Origin of the sequence: Ensifer sp. (genome assembly GCF_031989085.1) — a bacterium.
Lineage (GTDB): Bacteria > Pseudomonadota > Alphaproteobacteria > Rhizobiales > Rhizobiaceae > Ensifer.
On record NZ_DALZXU010000001.1, the window covers coordinates 2,343,963 to 2,365,793 of the forward strand.

Sequence of the window (21,831 nt, forward strand, 5' to 3'; positions counted from 1 at the left end):
TCGGCCATGACCCCGCTCATCTCGCTCCGGCACGTCAGCAAGACCTATTTCAACGGCGATCTCGCCGTGGAAGTGCTGCACGGCGTCTCGCTCGACGTCGAGGCCGGCGAATTCGTCGCGATCATCGGCCAGTCCGGTTCGGGCAAGTCGACGCTGATGAACATCCTGGGCTGTCTCGACCAGCCGACCGAGGGTGACTATCTGATCGACGGCGAGCGCGTCTCGGGCTTCGACACCGACGAGCTGGCGGCCCTCAGGCGCCGCACCTTCGGTTTCGTCTTCCAGAGCTACAATCTCATTCCGACCGCAAGCGCCAAGGAAAACGTCGAGGTCCCGGCGGTCTATGCCGGCATGTCGGCGCGCGACCGCCATGATCGTGCGGAAGCCCTGCTGCACCAGCTGAAGCTCGGCGAACGGCTCGACCATCGGCCCAACCAGCTTTCCGGCGGCCAGCAGCAGCGCGTCTCCATCGCCCGTGCGCTGATGAACGGCGGCCGCGTGGTGCTGGCCGACGAGCCGACCGGCGCGCTCGACAGCCAGAGCGGCTCCGACGTCATGGCGCTGTTGCGCGACATGAACGACAAGGGCCACACGGTCATCGTCATCACCCATTCGCGCGAGGTCGCCGAACAGGCCGACCGGCTGATCGAGATCCATGACGGCCGCATCGTCGCCGACCGCACGAAGAAGAGCCGTGCCAACCCGGAGGCCGCCCGGGCGCTGAGCCGCACGGTCAGCGAAGGCTCGGCCGCCATCGCCGACGTCACCGAAGCCATCAAGATGGCGTTTCGGGCGCTTCAGGCCAATCTGTTCCGCACCGTCCTCACGCTGCTCGGCATCGTCATCGGCGTCGGCTCGGTGGTCGCCATGCTGGCGATCGGCACCGGCGCGCAGGATTCCGTGCTCAACCGCATCTCCTCCATGGGCTCCGACCTGCTCGTGGTCAGGCCCAGCATGGCCAACTTCCGTGGCAGCGCGGGGGGAAGCAACGTCACGCTGGTGCCGGCCGATGCCGACGCCATTCTCGAGGTGCCGAACGTCGCCTTCGCCGTGCCAGAAATGACCAGCAACGTGACGGTGCGGCGCGGCAATGTCGACTACCAGACCAGCGCCAACGGCACCGTGCCGCAGTTCACCACCGCCAAATCCTGGAAAATGCAGCAGGGCGAGTTCCTCACCCAGGATGACATGGACAGCTATGCCCCGGTCGCCGTCCTCGGCCAGACCGTGGTCAAGACGCTGTTTCCCGATGGAGACAGCCCGCTCGGCCAATATGTGCTGGTCAACAAGATCCCCTTCCAGGTCATCGGCGTGATGGCGGAAATGGGCGCCACCTCCTTCGGCAACGACCAGGACGACGTGGTGCTCGTGCCGCTGACAACCGGCAGCATGCGCCTCTTCGGCCAGCGCAATGTGCGCACCATCACCGTGCAGGTGAAGGACGCCGCCGCCATCGACATCACCCAGCAGACGATCCAGGCCCTCCTGAACCAGCGCCACAAGCGCGAAGACACCCAGATCACCAACATGTCGTCGGTGCGCGAGGCCTTCACCGAGACCTCCAACACGATGAAGCTGTTTCTCGGCTCCGTCGCTGCCATCTCGCTGCTCGTCGGCGGCATCGGCGTGATGAACATCATGCTCGTCTCGGTCAGCGAGCGCACCCGCGAAATCGGCGTGCGCATGGCAACCGGCGCGCGCCAGCGCGACATCCTCCTGCAGTTCATCATCGAGGCTCTGGTGGTCTCGGCGATCGGCGGCACGCTCGGCGTCGTCCTCGGGCTTGGCACCGGGGCGCTCGCCGGCCAGTTCGGCATGCCGGTCTCCTTCACGCTCGGCCCGGTGGCGCTGGCCTTTGCCTGCGCCTTCCTCACCGGCCTCGTCTTCGGCTTCCTGCCGGCCCGCAACGCCTCGCGCCTGCAGCCGGCGGTGGCGCTGAGTGCCGATTGAGGGATCCGCGCGAGGTGATCCGATGGACAAAACGCGAGGCACCACCGAAGATGGTATTTTGCAGCCTCTAGGTGTGATTCGCGATGTGGAAGATCTTTGCAGTGCTCTATAGCCTGGCCTTTGCTTTCGGCCTGGTCGTCGTCGGCTATCTGATCGCGCTCGACGCTCTGGCCGGCATGACGTCCCTCGGCTGGATCGTGATTTCCGCGAGCATGGTCATGGCGCTCGGCACGGCAATTGGCCTCACCGCCTACGCCTTCAATCTGAACGTCCCTCCAGCCGAACTCTGGCGCCCATTCAGCTGGCTTGCGGGGGCGTGGGCGCTGTTTGCGTCCTTTATCAGCTTCACGAAATTCCTGTCGGCGGCCGCCGTTTCGTCGGGCAACGATCTGATCACCAGTGTTCTCGGACTGTTGCTCATGCTTGCCGTCCACGGTTTCAGCTGGCTCGGCGTCTGGCGCTACGGCCAACGTGTCTCACGGCAGGGCGCGCCTGCGCGCTGATGCGCGGCGGCTTTGCGACAACGGCATCTCCGTGCCAAATGCTGACGGCATTACGGGCAGCATCTAGGTTCCATGCCCGACGATGACATGTTGGTCCGCACTGCCAAGGATGGAAGGGTGACCGTTGCCGGAATCCGGAAAGGCAGGACAGTTGGTCAACCTCGTCCTCTATAGCGACCAGATCCACCCCGCCACTTCGGCGATCGACCGCAGGCTCGTCGACATGCTGAAGGCACGAAGAGCCGGAAATCGGCTGGCCTATGTCGCCTCCGGCCCCGAGCCGGATCGCAGCTTCTTCCAGAGCGGCCAGGCCTATTACGGCCGATCCGGCCTTGATCTCCAGCTGTTCGTCGATCTCGAAGAACCGCATTCGAAGGAGGAGATCGCCGCACTCTTTGCCTGCGACGCAATCCATCTTGCGGGTGGACATACTGGCGGCTTTCTCGAACGGCTGAAGCGAAGCGGCATGATCGGGAGGCTGCGGGATTGGGCACGCTCGGGCGGCGTCCTGATCGGCGTCAGCGCCGGCGCCATTCTCATGACCCCGACGATTGCGACGGATGCCCTCTTCATCGCACGAAGGCCTGAGGACATAACCGATGGCGATGCGCTTGATCTCACGCCGTTCGAGTTCTTCCCGCATCTGAGCGACGACGCCGCGTACCTGCCCGCGCTCCTGCGCTACAGCACGCACACGACACGGCCGATCGTCGCCTGCAACGACAGCGACGGCATCGTCGTGACAGGCGGGCGGATCGAATGTGCAGGAAATCCGCTTTGGATTTCCGGCGGCATCGTGCGCGCGCAGGGCGAGATCGCGCTCGACGGTTTTACGATCGCGCGGCCCTGAGCTTGCCGCACCTCCTAAAGCGCGCCGGCGCGTGCGGCCTGCGCCTGCTGGACCGAGGCTACGACCAACCGCGCAGCAGGCACGCGCTGCTCGCGTATTCCAGCCGTCGCCTCCGCCGGCGTCACGCCGATATCGACAAGCCGCTCCGCGTCGAGCTCGCGCAGCTGCTGCAACTGCCAGATCCGCGAGCGTGGTGAGGCGGAGAGATAGAGGGCGAGTTCCCTGAGCATGGTGATCACCAATCCTTTGTTGTTCATCACGCTCGTATTGTGCGGGGCGCTCGCGTATAAATGAAGCTTTGGCGTTCTATGCAAAGCATAAGGATTTCTTTGGCATGCCGTCGCTCGATCTCGATTATCTCAAGACCTTCGCGCTGGTCGCCGAGCTCGGCAGTTTCTCTGCCGCCGCAGAGCGCCTGGGGCTGACGCAGCCGGCGATCAGCCTGCAGGTGCGGGCGCTGGAAAGGCAGCTCGGCGTCCGACTGGTCGAGCGCGTCGGCCGCACGGCCAGGCCAAGTGCCGCGGGGGAGGAATTGCTGGCGCATGCCGGCCGCATCGAGGCGGCGGCCAGCCAGGCCATCGAAGCGGTGGCGCGCCATGCCAAGGGCGTTCTCGGCCGCGTGCGCGTTGGCACGGGCGCCACCCCGTGCGCCTTTCTGCTGCCGCCGCTTCTCGCCGATCTCAAGCGCCGCTTTCCCGACCTCGACATCACCGTGACCACGGGCAACAGCGCCGACATCGTCAGGGCCGTCGATGACAATCTGCTCGACATCGGGCTGGTCAGCCTGCCCGTCACCGGCCGCATTTTCGAGATCACGCCGCTCTTCGACGAACGCTTCGTCGCCATCGCGCCTGCGCAAACCGCCCTGCCCGAGACAGTAACACCCGAGACCCTGGCGCAGCGGCCGCTGATCCTCTACGAACCCGGCGCCAATACCCGCCGGATCACCGATGAGTGGCTGGCAGCTGGCGGCACCGCCATCAAGCCGGTCATGGCGCTCGGCAGCGTCGACGCGATCAAGGAAATGGTCGCCGTTGGCCTCGGCGCGGCCCTCGTTCCGGAAATCGCGCTGCGCGCCACCGATCGGGAACGCCTGGTCGTGCGGCCGCTGTCCCCACCGCTGTCGCGCCGTTTCGCCCTCGTGCTTCGCCGCGACAAGCGCCTCGACCGGGCGCTGCGCGAAACGCTCAATGCCCTGAAGACGCTGGCGGGACCCGGAACGGAACTCTGCAAGGGGTCAGAGATGTCGGACCTCTGACGGCGTCGAACCCCAGGCATCGTTGAGCCCGTCGAAATAGGTGACAGGCGCGGCGGCCAGTTCGTCGATATCGACGCCATCCAGACAGGCGACATTGATGTTGTAGTAGGTGTGACCGGTCATGTTCGGGGTATCGACCCGCTCAAACGGACGCACGCTGCAATGGCTGCAGAAGAAATGATGGGCAACCGGATTGCGACCGCGATAGTCCGTCAGCGCCTCTTGACCAGCGACGAGCCGAAAGGCTGAAGGCTTCACCGCCACCGACCAGAGCCGCATCTTGGTGCAGAGCGTGCAGTTGCACTTGCCCGTCCCGGCGCTGATATCGACATCCGCCTCGATGCGAACGGCGCCGCAATGGCAGCTTCCGCTGTAGGTTTTCAGCATGCCGTTCCTCCTCATGCGCCGCGCGACGCAGCGGACTATGCCACAGCCGCAGCCGGTCGAATATGCACGGCGCCCTTGCCGATCGGAAATCGGGTGGGCGCCCGTCCGTGCCGCAGATACTCAAGGGCCCTCAACCAAGAGGAGCAAGTTCATGTCCATGCTGCACAACAAGATCGTTATCGTCACCGGCGCGTCCTCGGGCATCGGCCGGGCGGTCGCCAGGCTCTTTGCCGCCGAAGGGGCGAAGGTGGTTTTGAACGCCCGCAGTGAAGCACCGCTTGCCGCGGTGGTCGAGGCGATCCGCGCCGAAGGCGGCGAAGCGATCGCAATCAGCGGCGACGTCACCGAGGAAGCCACCCATGTCCGGCTGGTGGAGGCTGCGCGCGAGCGCTTCGGCGGCCTCGATATCGCCATCAACAATGCCGGCTCCGTCGGCGCCATGCGGCCCGTCGCCGAGATCACCGCGGCCGAATGGCAGGAGACGCTTGCCACCAACCTCACCTCGGCCTTTCTCGGCGCCCGCCACCAGATCCCGGCGATGCTGAACCGCGGTGGCGGATCGCTGGTCTTCACCTCCACCTTCGTCGGCACCAGCGCCGGCATTCCCGGCATGGCCGCCTATGGCGCGGCGAAAGCCGGCCTGATGGGGCTCGTCAAGGGCATCACCGCCGACTATGGCGCAAGCGGCGTGCGCGCCAACGCCCTGCTTCCGGGCGGCGTCGACACGCCGGCGGGCGGCAGCGCCGAACAGAAGGAGTGGGCCGCCGGCCTGCATGCCATGAAGCGCATCGCCCAGCCCGACGAGATCGCCCGGGCCGCCCTGTTCCTGGCAAGCCCGATGGCCAGCTTCGTCGCCGGCTCCGCCCTCTACGCCGATGGCGGCAACGCCGCAGTGAAGTGAGCGGGCGCGAAGGCCTTTCCGTGCCGGGGCAAGTTGCCCCGGCACGTATCAATCGCCAGGCACAAGTCACTCACCGCTCAGCACGTTTAATCCCATGCATAGTGGAATTCAGCGAAGGGTGAACGCTTGCCGGCTTCACCGCTAGGTGGCAATCTCGTGCGGCAAATCGTTTGGAGGTTGAGAATGAGAGTATATCCCACGCCCGTGGAGGTTGGCGATGAAGAAGGTTTTGCAACAGGAAAAGATCTCTTCGGCAGAGCAGCGCTTGCGAGCGGCATGTCCCATCTTGTGGCTACAGTGGAGGACCCTCTAGTCATCGCGTTTGACGGACAATGGGGCTCGGGAAAAACCACATTCCTGAAGATGTGGGCGGGCGAGCTACGCAAAAGCGGGCACCCAGTCATCTTTTTTGACGCCTTTGAAAATGACTACGTGGAAGATGCCTTTGCCGTGTTGGCACGTGAAATCGTGGAACTGGCAGAGGGAAAGACCTCTTCGAAAAGCCAAGTTGTTCAGAGCTTCAAGGAGAAAGCAACCCACCTGGGTGCGGTATTGCTCAAAGGTACAGCAAAGGTTGGACTAAAAGTTGCCGTCCGGGCCGCGACGGCTGGTCTCGCGAATTCGGATGACCTTAAGGACATCGGAGCAGACATTGGCAACGAGGTAGAGAACACTGCAGAAGCCTACATGGACCAACTACTCGATCAACCGCGAAAACAAAAAGAAACTGCTGCAAGCTTCCGCGATGCTTTGGCTAACCTGGCTAGTGCATTAACACCACCGGCAGAGGGCGAGCAGCAAAAGCCGCTTATTTTCATTCTTGATGAACTCGACCGCTGCAAACCGCATTTCGCGTTGGCGCTTTTGGAACGCATTAAGCATTTCATGGCAGTGCCCAACGTCCACTTCGTGCTCGGCGTTCATCTTACGCAACTTCAGGGTTCAGTTAGGTACGCCTATGGCAACAACATCGATGCTGCGGCCTACCTTCAGAAATTTATCAACCTCACCATTCTCAATGTCGAAGGGAGCGAAGGTCGAAGAAGTACGGACCTCCACAAATACGCAAACCATTTGGCAACGAACCTCGGAATCCGTTCCAACCGAGAAAGCCCACTTGAAGCATCGGCAGAAACAATAATCCGGCTCGTTCAGCACGAGCAGATGAGTTACCGAACCCTGGAGCGGGCTTTCACGGTTCTTGCTCTAGCCATTGGGCTCACACCGGAGAACCAACTTCAACTCGGTGCGATCATGGGCGGGTTAGTGATGATGAAACTGCTGCGTCCTGACCTGTTTAAGAAGGCTAAACAGAGAAGGCTGACGCTGGAGGAAGCAAGGACATTCCTTAGATTTGAGCCAGATGAACACCGGGAAAAACAGATGGGCTGGGAGGAGGAATGGTGGACGTATCTGCTGGCGGATGTTGTGCCCGACGACCTTAAGGAGTTCGGAAAATCGCTTTCCTTCCGCTACCACTTTAGCGATAGGGCAGACGTTGTGAAGTACACCGCAAACAATGTCATTGATCGCCTTGCGCCTGCCTAGTTTGGTATGTCGGAGCTCACACCGGTATTTCCGTCGTCTCCTTGCCCGTGCGGATCACGAAGGTGGTGTAGTAGCGCGCCACATTGCTCTCCTCGCGAAACAGCCGCTCGGTCAGCGCGTCGAGTTCTTCCATGTCCTTCAGCCGCAGCATCAACAGCGCGTCCATCGCCCCGCTGACGCTATAGGCCTGGGTGACGGCCGGCTCCCTGGCGACGAGGTCGAGGAAGCGGCGCACATATTGTTCGCCGTGGCGCTCCAGCTCGACCGTGATGATCGCCTTCACCGATCTGCCCGCCTTGGCAGGATTGAGCAGCGCGACGACGCGGTCGATCACGCCTGTCGCGTTCAACCGCCTGATGCGACGCAGGCAGCTCGACGGCGAAAGCCCGACTTCGGCGGCGAGTTCGGCATTGGTTCGCGCGGCATCCTTTTGCAGGAGCGCCAGCAGCTTTCTGTCGATCCGGTCCATGTCATCCCTCCATAGCCGTCGCGCATCACCGCGCCCATCGTATGCGCGCATCAAGGCGCCGTGCAATTTTATTGCACAAACTCGCATATTTTGACCACAACTGCGAATGGCTCCGCGCTAGTCCTTGGACAACACATTCAAGGAGACATCGCCATGACCGTTCTCATCCTCCTGCACCGCAAGACGCTCGCGACCCTGGAAGTCTACTGGGACCTGGTGCGCATCATCGTGCCGGTCACCATCGCCACCCACATCCTGCAGGAGCTCGGCGTGATCCGGGCGATCGCGCCGGCCTTCGAGCCGTTGATGACCGTCGTCGGCCTGCCGCCGGAATTCGCCTTTGCCTGGCTGACCGGCCTGCTGGTCGGCATCTGGGGTGCCGTCGTCGTCGTCTTCGCGCTGGTGCCGGTCTCGGAGCTTTCGACCGCCGACATGACCGTGTTTTCAGCACTCATGCTGGTGGCGCACGCGATCCCGATCGAGCAGCGCATCATCCAGAAGGCAGGACCGAGTTTCCTCGTCACCGGCGCCATCAGGATCGGCGGCGGCCTCGTCTTTGCCGCCCTGCTCCACCAGGTCTTCGCGCTGACCGGCTGGCTCGCCACACCGCTTGATCCGACATGGATCCCGGCCAACGAGGGTGCCGGCTGGATCGCCTTCGCGCTCGGCACGCTGAAGACGCTCGCCACCATGCTGGTCGTGCTCCTCGCCCTCAGCTGGACGATCGAGATCCTCAAGATCGTCGGCATCCTCGCTTGGATGAACCGGGGCATGGCGCCGCTCTTCCGCCTCGCCGGCATCAAGACGGACACGGTGCCCTTTGCCGCCGTCGGCGTGCTTCTCGGCATCTCCTATGGTGGCGCGCTCTTGATCCGCGAGGCGCGCGACGCCAATGTCGCACCCCGACAGGTGTTCCTCGCCTGCGTCTTCATGGGTTTCGGCCATAGCCTGGTCGAGGACACGCTGGTCGTCGTGGCACTTGGCGCGGATTTCACCAGCGTCTTCTTCGGGCGGCTTGCCTTCGCCATCGTCGCCACGGCCCTGATCGCAAGGATCATTGGCGCGGCACCAGACGCCGTGTTCTTCAAATCGTTCTTCCGCAAGGACGGCGACCGGCTGGCGCCATCGGAAGCCTAGGCGTCAGATCGGGACATCAGCCGACGAAGTGGCGAAGCTTGGCCGGTGCCTGAAGGGTGATCGCCCTGTATCCGAGCGAAATCAAGCCACGCTCGGCCAGATGGCGAAGGACCAGGCTGACAGTCGGGCGGGAGAGATTGCTGAGCGCCGCCAGATCGTCCTGCGTCAGGATTGCGCTTGCCGGCTGATCGCCGCACTCGCGGCACCCGGCAACCCGCAGAAGCACGGCAGCGCAACGCCGCTCATTGTCGCGAATGAGCACATCGGCCAGCGCCTGCACCGCCAGCCTTGCACTCTCGAGCGACAGCAAACTCAGCCATCGCCACATTTCGGGCTTACGCTCGAGCAGGCTCTGGAGGGCGGCCTGGGGCATTCTTGCAACCTGGCACCGTGTCTGTGCGGTCACCGAAATCATCCGGGGCTGGCCATTGGTGACGGGGAAAATCCCGAACCAGAAGGCTGCGCCGGCAATGTGGATCAGCGGCCCATCTGACGACCCGACGGCCGAATAGACGCAGGCGGCACCGGAGACGATACCGAACATGCCGCCGCTCTCGTCGCCACCATGGGCGATCGCCTGCCCCGGATCCAGCTCGTAGCAGAGGCAGGCGTCCAGGATTTCATCTTGAAACGCCTTTGGGATCCGGCTCAACCAGCCGGTATTGGCAAGATAAAACGCAGCTTCCGATGGTATTGTTCGCAAATGAAATCCCCCGCCCCAGGGCCCAATTGTATAGTCTCAGACAATTTTTCGACAACACAAGGATAAAGTCGGAGCGGAAGCTACCCAGAATTACGGGTGAGCATTCCGACGTCTCATTGCGACGATTGAGGAGGAACGTCATGCCGGAGACTTTGCACCACTCTTCCATGGTCCTATCCGCTTGCGGCTGAACGTCAGTGCCCGCGGCGGTCGCATCGCTGCAATCTGACGCCGCGACTAAGAGCACGCCCATGCGCTCGCAGCTCCCTGGCGTTCATGCGTATTTTAACTGTTACGTACTTACGCGAACCGGGGGATTTGTGTCTGGTTCGGGCATTCTCGCTGCATCTCGCAAGCGTGGCCCGGTGGCAGCGATGAAATGCCCGCCGCCGTCATGCCGGGGCGTTGAAGAGAGCGGGCCCGGCCAGCCGCTTGCGCTGCGGCGCGAGCATTGCCTCAAGCCGGCACCGGCCCGGTGCCTGTACAGATCAAAAACGTTCGCAATGCCATCGACAATCCCGGACACCAATGAGGAGTACGATTGATGAAGGCCTTAAAGCATATTCTCTCTTGTTCACTGGCAGCCTCATTCACCCTGCTTGCCAACACGTCCCACGCCCAGGAAGCCAAGGGCTGGGACCGCACCGTCAGAACAGCCGATTATCTCGAGCCGGTCATTCCCCGTCCGGCCCAGGAACAGTCCGCGCTCGACCGTCTGCGCGAGTTTGAAACGAGAACCGGGCGCAAGCCCAACATCCTGATCCTGCTCGTCGACGATCTCGGCTATGGCGACCTTGGCGCCTTCGGCGGCGGAGCCATGCTCGGAGCACCGACGCCGAACATCGACAAGCTGGCAACCGACGGGCTGAAGCTGACGTCGGCCTATGCAACGCCGGTGTGCACGCCCTCGCGCGCGGCACTGATGACGGGCCGCATTCCGGCGCGCAGCGGCCTCACCCGCCCGCTGCTGGCCAGCGACCATCCGACCAAGAACCCCTGGGCCGACGAAGTTTCGGCTGCGAAACTGTTGAGCGAGAACGGCTACGTCACCGGCCTTTCCGGCAAGTGGCACATCGGCGAAGCCAAGGGCATGCAGCCGCAGGACGTCGGCTATGACGAGTTCCACGGCTTCCTGTCTGTTGTCAGCGAATACACCCAGTATATGGACAGCCGGAAATATTCGCAGCTGATGCTCGACCCGCAGCGCCTGGAGACGTTCAAGAGCCTCAGCGAGTACAACGGCGTGGTCGAGGGCAAGAAGGGCGGCGACCTCAAGATCGTCTACCCGCTCGAAACCCAGAAGCAGATGGGCAATGTCGACCAGGACTTTGCCAACTGGTCGGTGGATTTCATCAAGCGCGCGGCCAAGGACAACAAGCCGTTCTACCTGATCCATGCCTTCGCCAAGGTCCATTTCGACAACTACGCCGGCGATGGTTATGAAGGCCGCAGCCCTGCCAAGCTGCCCTATCGCGACGCCGTGGTCGAAGTCGACGACATCGTCGGGCGCCTGACGAAAACCCTCCAGGAAAGCGGACAGGCCGACAATACCTTCGTGTTTTTCACCTCCGACAACGGGCCTGAGGAAGACAGCTACCCCGACTCCGGCTTCACGCCGTTCCGCTCCGGCAAGGGAACGACCTGGGAAGGCGGCGTGCGCGTGCCAGGCATTGCCTACTGGCCGGGCATGATCAAGGGCGGACGCATCAGCGACGGCCTGTTCGACCTGATGGACCTGTTCAACACATCGCTGGCGCTTGCCGGCATCAAGGACAAGATCCCGACGGAGCGTTACATCGACGGTGTCGACCAGAGCAGCTTCCTGCTCGCAGACGATGGCCAGACATCCCGCCAGGCCGTGTTCTCCTACAATCAGGCTGATTTCTCGGCCATCCGCTGGGAGAATTTCAAGGGCTACTTCAAGGTCATCCAGTACGATCAGCCCTTTGCCAATATCAGCATGTCGACCTTCGTGCCGGTCGGCGTCGCCCCCTGGATCTTCGATATCTATCGCGACCCCAAGGAGCGCATTACCCGCAGCAACGGCGACTATGAATGGCTCTACGGCCCCATTCTGCAGCTGCAGGCCCAACACGCCGCGACCTTCGTCAAATATCCGAAGAAGGATATCGGCCTGGGGATCGGTGGCGGCGGCGATCCCAAGTAACCGTCCCGGTTACAAATAACCGATTGCGGAGAAAGGCCCCCATCGCCATCGATGGGGGCCTTTTCGTCGACCGTGTGGGCAGTGGCTGCACACCGCGCCGCTGCGCAGTCAGATGAATGCTACGGGAATTTCCGGCGCCAACCTGCAGCCCGCGGCCAAAGCAGGACAGATCATCGTGCACCCGCCATTGCAGGCGCGTCGGCAGGCGCATCGCCGGCAGTGGGCATCCGCCCGAACGTCGCGCGGTAGGCGGCAGGCGTCGTCGACAGCTGCTGGCGAAAGTGGTGGCGCAGCGTCTGGGTCGAGCCGAAGCCGGCAATGTCGGCGATCTGCTCGATACCGAACGTGCTTTCCTCCAGCAATTGCCGCGCCCGCGCCAGCCGCTCGCCGAGCAGCCAGCGCGCCGGCGTCGTGCCGGTGGCCGCCTCGAAGCGGCGCAGGAAGGTGCGCTCGCTCATGCCCACGGATCGGGCGAGAACCGCGATCGGGAAGTCCTTGCCGAGTTCGGCACGCATCCGGTCGATCAGCGGCCCGAGGCGCGCGCTCTCGTGCACCTCGGGCACCGCCCTTTCGATAAATTGCGCCTGCCCGCCATCGCGGTGCGGCGGCACAACGAGACGGCGCGCCACCCGGTTGGCCGCCTCGCTGCCGAAGTCGCGGCGGATCAGGTGCAGGCAGAGGTCGATGCCGGCGGCACTGCCCGCCGACGTCAGCACCGTGCCGCCATCGACATAGAGCACGTCGGGCACCACCTCGACATCGGGATAGAGCGCCTTCAGCTTGTCGGTGTAGCGCCAATGGGTCGTGGCCCTGCGCCCGGACAGAAGGCCCGCGGCCGCCAGAACGAAGACGCCGGAGCAGATGGAAAGCACCCGCGCGCCGCGGGCATGGGCTGCCCTCAGCGCCTCGCACAGCGCCTCCGGCACGGGCGTATCGGCGCCGCGCCAGCCGGGCACGATAATGGTTCCGGCCTGCGCCAGCAGGTCGAGCCCGCCGTCCGCCATCATCCGGATGCCGCCGGTGGCCCTCAGTTCCCCCGGCTCGATGGCGGCAACGGCAAAGCGATACCAGCCCTCGCCCATTTCGGGCCGCGGCAGGCCGAACAGCTCCACCGCCACGCCGAACTCGAAGGTGCAGAGACCATCATAGGCGAGCGCGACGACAAGGGGGTTGGCGGGTGCCGGATTGGCGGATGATTGTGAAGCGGCAAACGGTTTTGGCATGATCTTGAGCATATATGGCAAACTTGCCATCTGCCAGCGTTTTCCGCGCGCTGCTACATCTCTCCGCGTCAACGCCGAAAGCCCGCAGCCACAGGAGAGCATGATGAGCTACGTCACCGAAACCCCAGCCGCAGCCCCCGAGATCGCCATTGCCCATTTCGCCGGGCGCTTGAGCGTCGAAACCGATTGCGCCGATGTCGCCCACGCGCTCCAGAGCGGCGAGCAGGATTTCGTGCTGCTGCACGCGGTCGGAACCGAGGCTGCCTATGCCCGCCGCCATGTGCCCGGCGCGATCCACCTGCCCCACCGCGAAATCACCGCCGAGCGCATGACCGCCTGGCCGGCCGGCACCCTGTTCGTCGCCTATTGCGCCGGGCCGCATTGCAATGGCGCCGACCAGGCGGCGCTGAAGATCGCCCGCCTCGGACGGCCGGTGAAGATCATGATCGGCGGCATCACCGGCTGGGAAGACGAAGGCTTTGCCTTCGCATCAGGTGCTGCCCCCGGCGAACCGAAGCAGGTGCTGGCCGCCTGACGACGGCAAGGATGCGACGGACGGGCCGCCGAATGGCGGCCTTGGCGGATGCGTCGAAACACGCCAAGGTAGCCGCTACGACCACCGCCGCCCCCCACGCCCTCGAGGAACCCGATGACGCACACGCTTTCCGTCCGCCCGTTCGACCGCAGCGACGTGCCCGAGGTGCTCGCGCTGATGCGCGGCCTCGCCGTGTTCGAGGGCTATATCGACGCGTTCGCGGTCACCGAACAGGACCTGATCGACCATGGCCTTGGTGATGCCCCGCGCTTCGGCGTGCTCGCCGCCGAGGTCGACGGCCGTGTCGTCGGCATCGCCGTGCACTATGTCATCCCCTGGACCTATGACCTTAAGCCGACCTTGGTGCTGAAAGAGCTGTTCGTCGAGGAAGGCGCGCGCTCGTCGGGCGCCGGTGCCGCGTTGATCGCGGCGCTCAAGCGCCATGCCGCCTCGATCGGCGCTCCGCGTATCAACTGGACCGTGCTTGCCGGCAATGAGCCGGCCAAGCGCTTCTACCGTCGCCATGGGGGCGTGGCCGACGAGGTCTGGCAGCCCTGGACGATGGCGGTGCCTCAGGGTGGCGAAGGCTGAAGGCGGATGATGCCCGACGATGCAATGCCTTGATTTGGATGCGATTTGAGGCATTGTGCCTTCTCGGTTGCGCCAGGTTCGACCGCGTGCGCGACCAGGCTCGACGGCGGCCGTTCCGCCGGGCCGGAAGAAGCCGGGAAGCGGAGGAGCGAGCCCCCATGAATGCATCCGAACATATCGACCAGCTGATTGCCGACCTGAATGCTGACACCGGCGACTGGCGCGGCAAGACGCTCGCCAGCCTTCGCAAGAGCATCCTTGCGGTCGACAAGGATATTGTCGAGGAATGGAAGTGGATGGGGAGCCCGGTGTGGTCGCTGGGTGGCATCATCGCCGTCGGCAACGCCCACAAGGACAAGGTGAAGCTGACCTTTTCGCATGGCGCCAGCCTGCCCGACCCCGAAAACCTGTTCAACAACGGGCTCAACGGCAAGGTCTGGCGGGCGATCGACCTGTTCCAGAGCGACGAAATCGATGAGCCGGCTTTCCAGAACCTGATCCGTGCCGCCATCGAATTCAACAGGGCCAAGGCCGACGCAAAGAAGAAGAAAGCGCCGGCGGGCAGCCGGGCAAAGGCGGCAAAGAGCAAGGACACCTGACGCGATGCGCCTCGCCGTCAGCGCGGCAGCGCGATCCTCGAAATAGCAGCGCGCCCGGCGACCGCAATGCGCCTCAGGCGAGGTCGATCTTCACCGCCTGCCCGATATAGTCGGCGAGAGCCTCCGCGTTGAATTCGTCCAGATTGCGCACGAAGACATTGCGGTTGACCTTGCCGAGGCCCTGAAGCAGGCCGTGGCGGTCGTCGATCAGCACGCCCTTCGCGAAGGCGAAATTGACGCCCTTCTTGGTGGGGCTGATCCCGATGATATCGCGCTTCAGCCTGTACACCGGTATGCCGTAATAGGCCTCGGTGCCGCCGCGCATGCCTTCCTTAAGCTCAGGCGCCACCTTGCGGATCAGTGCCCGGAAAGCCTCGACAACGGGCCGATGCTCGGGCTGCACCTTGTCGTCGATGAATGCATCCACTGCCTTGTCCATGCGGCTCATCCCATCTTGCGGGCAGGCACGGCGCCGGCCGAAACAATGGATTTTCAGAAAACGGGAGCATCCCGTCAAGCCGCAATCAGGGATTGGCGACATCGGCCAAGACCGGATGTCTTCCCGCTTCGAGCGCGATCACGGCAACGCACTGCCGTCCCGCTCCCGCCCGTTTCCTGACGCAAGACTGCCCGCGGATTTTTCTCGAAACCTAGTGTCCGCCAAGCACCAGCGTCTGCACCGGCAGCATCAGCGCCTGTATCCGCAGGATCATGGCGTGGACGAGGCCCACGGCATCGACCCCGTGCAGATAGGCCCAGCGCACGGTGCTGATCCCCGGCTCGTCCAGTTTGTCGTGATTGCTGGTGTAGGCATTGGCGATGCAGCTGCTGCCGGGCGGCACGTCATCAAGCACCCCGGGATAGAGCGGCTCCATCACCACGGTCAGCGTGCCCGGTTGAGAGATCTGCGTGACGTCGACGAGCTGGTCGCTTGCCCGGATCTGGCCGGCCGCGATCACGTCCTGCACTTCGGTCACGACAAGGGGGATGATGGTGAAGGGCTTGCCGATGCAGGTGGCCTCGCCGATCATGCCGACCTTCATCACCTGCGCCTCGATCTGCCCGAAGCCGGCGACAAGTCGCGCGCGGCCCGCGTCTTCCGGAACCAGAACGCCCGCTGGCCGCAACAATGGGTTGACCACCTCGCCGATCCTGAGGGTGAATTGCTGCAAGGTGCCGGACACGCCGGCACGAACCGTGGTCTTGCCGATGTCGACTTCGGCCTGCGTCAAGTTGGCTTCGGCCGTGGCCTTTTGTGACGGCAGCAACGAATTGATCTTCGTCTCCAGTGTCTGCTTGCTCGATACGGCGGCCGTGAGCGCGCCCTTTCGTCCTTCGAGTGCCACTTGCCGGCGCTCGATTTCACGGCGGGCGACGACGTTGGCGTTGAGCCGGTTCAGCTCGACCTGGGTATCGTATTCGTCTTGCGCCTGCTTCACCGCGGCTTCCGCCTGGACGATCGCGCCGTCGGCGGCGACAAGTTCCGTGCGCGTCACGGCCATCTGGGCGTCGACCTCGGCAATCTGGCGGCGGGCAAGTTCGGCGGTCGCCTCCTCCTCGGTGCTATCCAGCTTGAACAGCGGCTGGCCGGCCTTCACCTTCTCGAAACGGGTGGCGTAGATCTCCGAAACGCGGCCGCCCGCCTCCGGCAGGATCGCCACGGTGCGGAATGCCGACGTGACGTTCTTGGTCGACGGGTGGAAGTAGAAGATGAGCGTGATCAGCGAGATCGTCAGCACGATGCAGGCGGTAATGCCCCAGCGCAACTCGAACCAGACGGAATAGATGGTGATCTCGCGGCCAAGCCGCTTGCCCTGTCCATAGCGGCGGAAGAGATAATCCGGGAAGATCGTCAAAAGCGAGCAAAGCAGAAACTCGAACATGGATCATGCCTTCCCTTCGATCGACGGATGAACCGGCACGGCCGGTCCGTGCGCCGTTTCCGGCCCGTTCCCCTCCACCACATCGCGCTCCGGCACCGTCGGTGGGTCCGCCTTGCCGGCAAGACGCTCCAGCGATCGCGCAATCGACGACAGCGGGGAGGAAAAATCGGGCAGGTCGATCAGGGCCAGGAGCAGCGCTGCCCCCCAGAGAAGGTTGTTGTGGGTCAACAGCGAGAGCAACGCCAAGACCGCCACCAGTTCGAGCTGGATCTTGTTGGTCTTGTGCGCCATGACCTCCGGCAGGGAGTGCAGCCGCAGATAAAGTGTGCCGAGACCGAAAATCGCCACGAGCAGGAAAACCGCGACGACATTGAGCAGCACATCCGTCTGGCCGGGCGCCGTGATGAACGCTGGAAGGTGATGGACGGCAACGGGATGAACGGCCTCGGACATCATGTCTCCCCAACAGCAGGCTGAATCAGCATGTGAGGAGATTAGCACAGTCTCATTAAATGCAAGGGATAATTGCAGAAAATCTTCCCGTGGCACATCGATGGGCCGTGCCTGACGTCACGTCACCCCAGAGAGCGAGATGCCGATAGCGGCCAGGTCCGAGTGCGCTTGAGCCCAAGGCGAAGGGTGTTCCCGATGTCTGTGCCCCCCGATGGCTTTTCCCGCTCATTTGCCGGGCGGCAGGCTCGTAGAGACACGGTCGGGCCAACGCGCCAGGGAAAGAACGGCCTGCGGCGCACGGGGTCGGCATGTCGACGCGGGATCTCCCGATCCGCCGCACAGGTGGCCGCCGCGGTCGGCCTCAGTCCTTTTCCCTCAGCGTCTCCTTCTGGGTGATCAGCCGGGCGCTGTGCTGGCCGCTGAGATAGGTCCAGAACCAGCTCCAGGCGACGGCAAAGCGGCTGCGGGTGCCGATCAGGAAGTAGATGTGGGCGATGCCCCAGATCCACCACGCAAGCGCGCCCTTGAGCTTGAAGCGGCCGAAATCGATGATCGCCGCCCGCCGGCCGATCGTGGCCAGGCTCCCCTGATGGCGATAGCGAAAATCGCCGGGCGATTTTCCGCCTGAGAGGCGCGCGCGGAGGACCTTGGCGACGTAGGCGCCCTGCTGCTTGGCGGCGGGTGCTATGCCCGGCACCGGCTTGCCGCCGTCATAGGTGACGGAAGCCGTGTCGCCGATCACGAAGATATCGTCATGGCCGGGCGCCTGGAGATCGGCGCCGATGATCGCGCGGCCGGCGCGGTCCTCGGCTATGCCGAGCCAGCGGGCGGCGGGCGAAGCCTGGACGCCGGCCGCCCAGACGAGCGTGCGGCTGGCGACGAACGTGTCGCCTATCGTCACCCCTTGTGCCGTGCAGGCCGTCACCGGCGTACCGGTGCGCACCTCCACGCCCAGCCGCTCCAGTTCGCGCCGGGCATAGTCGGACAGGTCCTCGCTGAAGGCGGCCAGAATGCGCGGCCCCGCCTCCACCAGGATCACCCGGGCCTTGCGCGTGTCGATGCGGCGAAACTCCGACGGCAGCGTGCTGTGCGCCATCTCGGCGATGATGCCGGCAAGCTCGACGCCAGTCGGCCCGGCGCCGATGACGGTGAAGGTCAGGAGCGCCTCGCGGATCGCAGGGTCTTCCTCGAGCTCCGCCTGTTCGAAGGCGAGCAGCACCCGGCGACGGATGGTGGTCGCATCCTCCAGCGTCTTCAGGCCCGGCGCCACCGGTTCCCATTCGTCATGGCCGAAATAGGCATGGGTGGCGCCGGTCGCGATCACGAGCGTATCGTAGCCGATCGCCTGCCCGCCCTTGAGCAAGACCGTCTTGTCAGCGGCATCGACGCCGGTGACCTCGCCGAGCAGCGTCGTCACTTCCGGCCGGTCGCGATAGAGGTTGCGGATCGGCCAGGCAATTTCGGAGGTGGCGATCAAGGTGGTCGCGACCTGATAGAGCAGCGGCTGGAACAGGTGATGGTTGCGCCGGTCGATCAGCGTGATGCGCACCGGCGCGCCCGCAAGACCGTTGACGAGCTGCAGCCCGCCGAACCCTCCACCGACGACGACGATATGATGCCTGTCCTGCATGGTGCTGATCCTGATTTGACGTTTCTCAAATGTGGAGCACGCGCGCGCCAACACAACCTCCGGCTTCGCATGTCGCCCTTGCAAAATCGGGCATGGCGCTTGGCGCAGCCCTGCAATAGGGTGGTGGACTGCGATGCTCTTCGCCCGCGCATCAAACGCCGCCTTCCTGCTCATCCTCCATCTCGTCCGGCTCTGATGTCTGCCTGATGCTGGCAGGCGCCTGCGCGTAATGTCCGCACAATCTAGTGTTTGCAAATCTCGTCATGCAGAAAAAAGCGGCATCAGCCGCTCGAACGGGTGTCAGCGGATACGCCGCACGGCCTTTCTATCAATGGGATGCAGATGGTGAGAAAGCTCTGGCCCCGGTCCCTCAAGCAACGGTTGATCGCGCAGCTGCTGGTGCTGCAGCTGGCGATCCTTCTCCTGTTCGGCCTCTCCTTCGTCACCCTCCTGGTCATGGCCGACGAGGGCGGCGTGCTTATCGGCCCGGCACCGGTCGAGACGGCGTTTTCAGCCATCGAGCGTGGGCAGGACGGCACGCTCGCCTTTGCGCAAACCGTCGCGCTGGCGGATGTGCGCGCCAGGCAGAAGGATTTCTGGTTCATCGCCCGCAGCGACCGCGGCGAGATCCTTCAGCTCGGCTCGGTGCCGGAAATCTACAAGGGCATCAGCCAGACGCTCAACCGGATGACCTATTCCGATATCCGGGATGTCGGCGATCCCTCGCCCTATCTTGCCGTGCTCAGGCGCCGCTCGAGCCCGGCCGGCGACTTCACCGTCTTCGGACAGGGCGAACTTTTAAGCGCGCCGTTCCTGATCCTGACATTTTCGAGGTTGTCGCTCGCCCCGATGCTGGTGCTGCTTGCGATCGTCACGGTGATCGGAGTCCCCCTCATCGTCAACCGGGCGATCAGGGGCATCGCGCAGCTGGCGCGCGAAACCGACGGGATCGATATCGCCAGGCGCAGCTACAGGCTGACGGAGACGGCCATTCCGAGCGAGGTCCGCCCCCTCGTCCAGGGCATCAACGGCGCGCTCGGCCGGCTCGACCTTGCCTATGATCGCCACCAGCGTTTCATCCTCGATGCGGCGCACGAGATCCGAACGCCGGTGGCGATCCTGCAGGCACGGCTCGATAAGCTCGCACCGGGCGCCGATCGCGATCGGCTGATGGCCGACTGCGAGCGGATCTCGGGGCTCGCCGAACAATTGCTCGACCTGCAGCGGCTCGAAGCCAATGCCGGGCCGCTCAAGCCGGTCGATCTCGTTACGCTCAGCCGGGATGTTGCAGCCGAGCTTGCGCCGCTTGCAATCGACCAGGGTTACGAGCTCTCCTTCGAGCCGGAGGTCGAGCACGCGCCGATCCAGGCAGACGCGGCGTCGCTGACGCGCGCCATCACCAATCTGATCCAGAATGCCATCGAGCATGGCGGAAACCAGGGTTCGATCGTCGTGCGGGTAAAGAGCGGTTTCGCAATCGAGATCAGCGATGACGGGCCCGGCATCCCCGAAGCCGAGCGGGAGCGTGTCTTCGAGCCATTTCATCGGCTGAAGCCGCGTGATCGCGGCGCCGGTCTCGGCCTGAACCTGGTTCTCCAGATCGTAGAGCGCCACGGTGCGCAGATCCGCATTCTGGCCTCGCCGAGCGGCGGAGCCTGCTTCCGGCTGACTTTTACCGAACTCGCGGCCTGAACGGCGGCAGATCGCCGGCACTCGCCCAAACGAAAACCGGACCTTGTGCCCCAGGCTCTCTAGACGAGCCCGCAGCAGCTGCCGCCCTCACCCCTTTGCTGGACCTGGCTGCGTCGCCTTCAGGAGATTGTCGCGCAACGTCGCCACCGTCTTCTGCACGACCGGAAAGTCGTCTCCAAGACCGGTTGCCTCTGTCAGCGGCGCGCCGGGGTCGAGTTCGACCAGCGCCCGCCCGGCCGGCGTCAGCGTCACGCGCACCTGGCGTTCGTCGGCCGGATCGCGCCGGCGCTGCAGGTAGCCTTCGGCCTCCAGCTTCTTCAGGATGGGCGTCAGCGTGTTGGATTCCAGGAAGAGCTTTTCGCCAAGCGTGCCGACCGTCTGCTCGTCTTCCTCCGAAAGCGCCACCAGCGTCACATATTGCGTGTAGGTCAGGCCGAGCTTGTCGAGGATCGGCTTGTAGGCGCGACCGAAAGCCAGATTGGCGGAGTAGACGGCAAAGCACAGGAAGTTCGAAAGCGACCTGCCGCCGGCCGCTGTCTGCGCTGCGGGCGTTTGATCGGTTTGCGCTGCATCTGCGGTCGGGGACGTGGGCATCGGCATAACCTCTTTCAATGTGCTGTTCACCGCCTCATTATATAGATCGCATCCGATTAAATCGCAACACTGTTGACATGGCGCAGCAACAGGACTATTAACAGCGCATCCGATTAAAGCGGATACGATCAAACAAACCATAAAGGACACCATCATGACCGAGAAGCTTCTTTTCACCGGCAAGACCCACAACACCGGCGGCCGTAACGGCGGCATCGAGAGCCAGGACGGCATGCTTGCCCTCAAGCTGAGCCAGCCCCACCCGGCCGCCGAAAACCTGTTCGGCGCCGCATGGTCGGCCTGTTACATCGGCGCGATCGAGGTCGCCGCCGCGCAGAAGAAGATCAAGCTTCCGGCAGGCCTTGCCGTCGACACCGAGATCGACCTCAACGTCAATGACGGCTCCTATTTCCTGCGCGCCCGCCTCAACGTCAGCCTGCCGGATCTCGACCGCGACGTCGCCCATGACCTGATCCACGCCGCCCACGCCATCTGCCCCTATTCCAAGGCAACCCACGGCAACATCGACGTCGAAACCAACCTCGTCTGAAGCACACCAACCGGACGAAGGCATTGGGCCGGGCGATCGGTGCCAGTTGCACGCGTGCCTGCCCACCAGAGCATGGCGGCCCCGGACGGGGCCGCCCAAACCCACGGCATTACGAACGGCCCCCGGCGTCAGGCTTTCGAATTAATCCGAAGCGGTGGCCGGCCTATCTTTCGGATTGCCGGCAGAAAACAGCCACATTCATGAAGGC

At 63.9% G+C, this 21,831-nt stretch carries 23 protein-coding genes; 13 read left to right on the forward strand and 10 right to left on the reverse strand.

Translation table 11 applies throughout. The annotated features are described in order from the left end of the window. Nucleotides 1-6: 6 nt before the first annotated feature. The 3 genes from RTP54_RS11505 (at nt 7) to RTP54_RS11515 (ending at nt 3,303) form a co-directional block, all read left to right on the forward strand. On the forward strand, nt 7-1,950 hold the full coding sequence (locus RTP54_RS11505) for a MacB family efflux pump subunit (RefSeq protein WP_312362707.1): 1,944 nt from the start codon (nt 7-9) through the stop codon (nt 1,948-1,950). Between the two features lie 83 nt (nt 1,951-2,033). After that, nucleotides 2,034-2,453, forward strand: coding sequence for a hypothetical protein (locus RTP54_RS11510; protein WP_312362709.1), 420 nt, complete (start codon nt 2,034-2,036; stop codon nt 2,451-2,453). 151 nt (nt 2,454-2,604) lie between these two features. Continuing rightward, nucleotides 2,605-3,303, forward strand: coding sequence for a Type 1 glutamine amidotransferase-like domain-containing protein (locus RTP54_RS11515; RefSeq protein ID WP_312362711.1), 699 nt, complete (start codon nt 2,605-2,607; stop codon nt 3,301-3,303). Nucleotides 3,304-3,317: 14 nt separating this feature from the next. Here the strand turns inward: RTP54_RS11515 and RTP54_RS11520 are convergent, their stop codons facing one another. After that, nucleotides 3,318-3,560 carry a DUF1127 domain-containing protein gene (locus RTP54_RS11520; protein ID WP_112810845.1) on the reverse strand — a complete coding sequence of 81 codons (243 nt, stop codon included), beginning with the start codon at nt 3,558-3,560 and terminating at the stop codon, nt 3,318-3,320. Between the two features lie 77 nt (nt 3,561-3,637). Here RTP54_RS11520 and RTP54_RS11525 point away from each other — a divergent pair, with 77 nt between their 5' ends. Beyond that, nucleotides 3,638-4,561 carry a LysR family transcriptional regulator gene (locus tag RTP54_RS11525; RefSeq protein ID WP_312362716.1) on the forward strand — a complete coding sequence of 308 codons (924 nt, stop codon included), beginning with the start codon at nt 3,638-3,640 and terminating at the stop codon, nt 4,559-4,561. Here RTP54_RS11525 and RTP54_RS11530 read toward each other — a convergent pair. Next, nucleotides 4,541-4,948, reverse strand: a complete 408-nt coding sequence (locus RTP54_RS11530) for a GFA family protein (protein ID WP_112810844.1) — start codon at nt 4,946-4,948, stop codon at nt 4,541-4,543. The two genes, RTP54_RS11525 and RTP54_RS11530, sit on opposite strands and share 21 nt — an antisense overlap. Before the next feature lie 151 nt (nt 4,949-5,099). Here RTP54_RS11530 and RTP54_RS11535 point away from each other — a divergent pair, with 151 nt between their 5' ends. Beyond that, a complete protein-coding gene (locus tag RTP54_RS11535; RefSeq protein ID WP_312362718.1) occupies nt 5,100-5,849 on the forward strand; it encodes an SDR family oxidoreductase in 750 nt (249 codons plus the stop codon). 183 nt (nt 5,850-6,032) lie between these two features. Beyond that, nucleotides 6,033-7,397 carry a P-loop NTPase fold protein gene (locus RTP54_RS11540; RefSeq protein WP_312362720.1) on the forward strand — a complete coding sequence of 455 codons (1,365 nt, stop codon included), beginning with the start codon at nt 6,033-6,035 and terminating at the stop codon, nt 7,395-7,397. A gap of 16 nt (nt 7,398-7,413) precedes the next feature. Here RTP54_RS11540 and RTP54_RS11545 read toward each other — a convergent pair whose 3' ends face one another. Further along, a complete protein-coding gene (locus RTP54_RS11545; RefSeq protein WP_112816205.1) occupies nt 7,414-7,866 on the reverse strand; it encodes an Lrp/AsnC family transcriptional regulator in 453 nt (150 codons plus the stop codon). A gap of 153 nt (nt 7,867-8,019) precedes the next feature. On the opposite strand from RTP54_RS11545, the gene RTP54_RS11550 reads away from it, so the two are divergent. Beyond that, nucleotides 8,020-9,003, forward strand: a complete 984-nt coding sequence (locus RTP54_RS11550) for a nucleoside recognition domain-containing protein (protein WP_312362722.1) — start codon at nt 8,020-8,022, stop codon at nt 9,001-9,003. A 16-nt stretch (nt 9,004-9,019) separates the two neighbouring features. Here the strand turns inward: RTP54_RS11550 and RTP54_RS11555 are convergent, their stop codons facing one another. After that, on the reverse strand, nt 9,020-9,706 hold the full coding sequence (locus RTP54_RS11555) for a Crp/Fnr family transcriptional regulator (protein WP_112833132.1): 687 nt from the start codon (nt 9,704-9,706) through the stop codon (nt 9,020-9,022). A 544-nt stretch (nt 9,707-10,250) separates the two neighbouring features. Between RTP54_RS11555 and RTP54_RS11560 the strand changes: the two genes are divergently transcribed. After that, a complete protein-coding gene (locus tag RTP54_RS11560; RefSeq protein ID WP_112833133.1) occupies nt 10,251-11,873 on the forward strand; it encodes an arylsulfatase in 1,623 nt (540 codons plus the stop codon). A 170-nt stretch (nt 11,874-12,043) separates the two neighbouring features. Here the strand turns inward: RTP54_RS11560 and ftrA are convergent, their stop codons facing one another. Beyond that, nucleotides 12,044-13,126 (reverse strand): transcriptional regulator FtrA, encoded by a 1,083-nt coding sequence (gene ftrA, locus RTP54_RS11565; protein WP_409517101.1) that lies wholly within the window; start codon nt 13,124-13,126, stop codon nt 12,044-12,046. Nucleotides 13,127-13,196: 70 nt separating this feature from the next. Between ftrA and RTP54_RS11570 the strand changes: the two genes are divergently transcribed. From RTP54_RS11570 to RTP54_RS11580, 3 genes are all read left to right on the forward strand, one after another. Next, the gene (locus RTP54_RS11570) at nt 13,197-13,631 is read left to right on the forward strand and encodes a rhodanese-like domain-containing protein (protein WP_312362723.1); all 435 of its coding nucleotides are present in this window, start codon (nt 13,197-13,199) and stop codon (nt 13,629-13,631) included. A gap of 114 nt (nt 13,632-13,745) precedes the next feature. Further along, nucleotides 13,746-14,222, forward strand: coding sequence for a GNAT family N-acetyltransferase (locus tag RTP54_RS11575; RefSeq protein ID WP_312362725.1), 477 nt, complete (start codon nt 13,746-13,748; stop codon nt 14,220-14,222). A 158-nt stretch (nt 14,223-14,380) separates the two neighbouring features. Next, complete coding sequence (locus RTP54_RS11580) at nt 14,381-14,821, forward strand: DUF1801 domain-containing protein (protein ID WP_312362727.1); 441 nt, start codon at nt 14,381-14,383, stop codon at nt 14,819-14,821. Between the two features lie 73 nt (nt 14,822-14,894). Here RTP54_RS11580 and RTP54_RS11585 read toward each other — a convergent pair whose 3' ends face one another. The 4 genes from RTP54_RS11585 to RTP54_RS11600 form a co-directional block, all read right to left on the reverse strand. Continuing rightward, nucleotides 14,895-15,260, reverse strand: coding sequence for a DUF1801 domain-containing protein (locus RTP54_RS11585; protein WP_162704249.1), 366 nt, complete (start codon nt 15,258-15,260; stop codon nt 14,895-14,897). A 211-nt stretch (nt 15,261-15,471) separates the two neighbouring features. Then, nucleotides 15,472-16,704, reverse strand: a complete 1,233-nt coding sequence (locus RTP54_RS11590) for an HlyD family secretion protein (RefSeq protein ID WP_312362730.1) — start codon at nt 16,702-16,704, stop codon at nt 15,472-15,474. 3 nt (nt 16,705-16,707) lie between these two features. Continuing rightward, nucleotides 16,708-17,157: a hypothetical protein gene (locus tag RTP54_RS11595; RefSeq protein WP_162703607.1), complete on the reverse strand. Its 450-nt coding sequence runs from the start codon at nt 17,155-17,157 to the stop codon at nt 16,708-16,710. A 361-nt stretch (nt 17,158-17,518) separates the two neighbouring features. Continuing rightward, complete coding sequence (locus tag RTP54_RS11600) at nt 17,519-18,787, reverse strand: NAD(P)/FAD-dependent oxidoreductase (protein WP_312362734.1); 1,269 nt, start codon at nt 18,785-18,787, stop codon at nt 17,519-17,521. Between the two features lie 345 nt (nt 18,788-19,132). On the opposite strand from RTP54_RS11600, the gene RTP54_RS11605 reads away from it, so the two are divergent. After that, complete coding sequence (locus RTP54_RS11605; RefSeq protein ID WP_409517102.1) at nt 19,133-20,479, forward strand: sensor histidine kinase; 1,347 nt, start codon at nt 19,133-19,135, stop codon at nt 20,477-20,479. 87 nt (nt 20,480-20,566) lie between these two features. On the opposite strand, the gene RTP54_RS11610 is transcribed toward RTP54_RS11605, so the two are convergent. Beyond that, nucleotides 20,567-21,079, reverse strand: a complete 513-nt coding sequence (locus RTP54_RS11610) for a MarR family winged helix-turn-helix transcriptional regulator (RefSeq protein ID WP_409517103.1) — start codon at nt 21,077-21,079, stop codon at nt 20,567-20,569. A gap of 148 nt (nt 21,080-21,227) precedes the next feature. On the opposite strand from RTP54_RS11610, the gene RTP54_RS11615 reads away from it, so the two are divergent. Continuing rightward, a complete protein-coding gene (locus RTP54_RS11615) occupies nt 21,228-21,623 on the forward strand; it encodes an Ohr family peroxiredoxin (RefSeq protein WP_312362738.1) in 396 nt (131 codons plus the stop codon). Nucleotides 21,624-21,831 lie beyond the last annotated feature (208 nt).

What these genes read in the sequence shown, in the direction of transcription:
- RTP54_RS11505 (WP_312362707.1), top strand. Translation starts at nt 7, where the DNA reads ATGACCCCGCTCATCTCGCTCCGGCACGTCAGCAAGACCTATTTCAAC.
- RTP54_RS11510 (WP_312362709.1), top strand. Translation starts at nt 2,034, where the DNA reads ATGTGGAAGATCTTTGCAGTGCTCTATAGCCTGGCCTTTGCTTTCGGC.
- RTP54_RS11520 (WP_112810845.1), bottom strand. Translation starts at nt 3,560, where the DNA reads ATGAACAACAAAGGATTGGTGATCACCATGCTCAGGGAACTCGCCCTC.
- RTP54_RS11525 (WP_312362716.1), top strand. Translation starts at nt 3,638, where the DNA reads ATGCCGTCGCTCGATCTCGATTATCTCAAGACCTTCGCGCTGGTCGCC.
- RTP54_RS11530 (WP_112810844.1), bottom strand. Translation starts at nt 4,948, where the DNA reads ATGCTGAAAACCTACAGCGGAAGCTGCCATTGCGGCGCCGTTCGCATC.
- RTP54_RS11535 (WP_312362718.1), top strand. Translation starts at nt 5,100, where the DNA reads ATGTCCATGCTGCACAACAAGATCGTTATCGTCACCGGCGCGTCCTCG.
- RTP54_RS11540 (WP_312362720.1), top strand. Translation starts at nt 6,033, where the DNA reads ATGAGAGTATATCCCACGCCCGTGGAGGTTGGCGATGAAGAAGGTTTT.
- RTP54_RS11545 (WP_112816205.1), bottom strand. Translation starts at nt 7,866, where the DNA reads ATGGACCGGATCGACAGAAAGCTGCTGGCGCTCCTGCAAAAGGATGCC.
- RTP54_RS11550 (WP_312362722.1), top strand. Translation starts at nt 8,020, where the DNA reads ATGACCGTTCTCATCCTCCTGCACCGCAAGACGCTCGCGACCCTGGAA.
- RTP54_RS11560 (WP_112833133.1), top strand. Translation starts at nt 10,251, where the DNA reads ATGAAGGCCTTAAAGCATATTCTCTCTTGTTCACTGGCAGCCTCATTC.
- ftrA (WP_409517101.1), bottom strand. Translation starts at nt 13,126, where the DNA reads ATGGCAAGTTTGCCATATATGCTCAAGATCATGCCAAAACCGTTTGCC.
- RTP54_RS11570 (WP_312362723.1), top strand. Translation starts at nt 13,197, where the DNA reads ATGATGAGCTACGTCACCGAAACCCCAGCCGCAGCCCCCGAGATCGCC.
- RTP54_RS11575 (WP_312362725.1), top strand. Translation starts at nt 13,746, where the DNA reads ATGACGCACACGCTTTCCGTCCGCCCGTTCGACCGCAGCGACGTGCCC.
- RTP54_RS11580 (WP_312362727.1), top strand. Translation starts at nt 14,381, where the DNA reads ATGAATGCATCCGAACATATCGACCAGCTGATTGCCGACCTGAATGCT.
- RTP54_RS11585 (WP_162704249.1), bottom strand. Translation starts at nt 15,260, where the DNA reads ATGGACAAGGCAGTGGATGCATTCATCGACGACAAGGTGCAGCCCGAG.
- RTP54_RS11590 (WP_312362730.1), bottom strand. Translation starts at nt 16,704, where the DNA reads ATGTTCGAGTTTCTGCTTTGCTCGCTTTTGACGATCTTCCCGGATTAT.
- RTP54_RS11595 (WP_162703607.1), bottom strand. Translation starts at nt 17,157, where the DNA reads ATGTCCGAGGCCGTTCATCCCGTTGCCGTCCATCACCTTCCAGCGTTC.
- RTP54_RS11600 (WP_312362734.1), bottom strand. Translation starts at nt 18,787, where the DNA reads ATGCAGGACAGGCATCATATCGTCGTCGTCGGTGGAGGGTTCGGCGGG.
- RTP54_RS11610 (WP_409517103.1), bottom strand. Translation starts at nt 21,079, where the DNA reads ATGCCGATGCCCACGTCCCCGACCGCAGATGCAGCGCAAACCGATCAA.
- RTP54_RS11615 (WP_312362738.1), top strand. Translation starts at nt 21,228, where the DNA reads ATGACCGAGAAGCTTCTTTTCACCGGCAAGACCCACAACACCGGCGGC.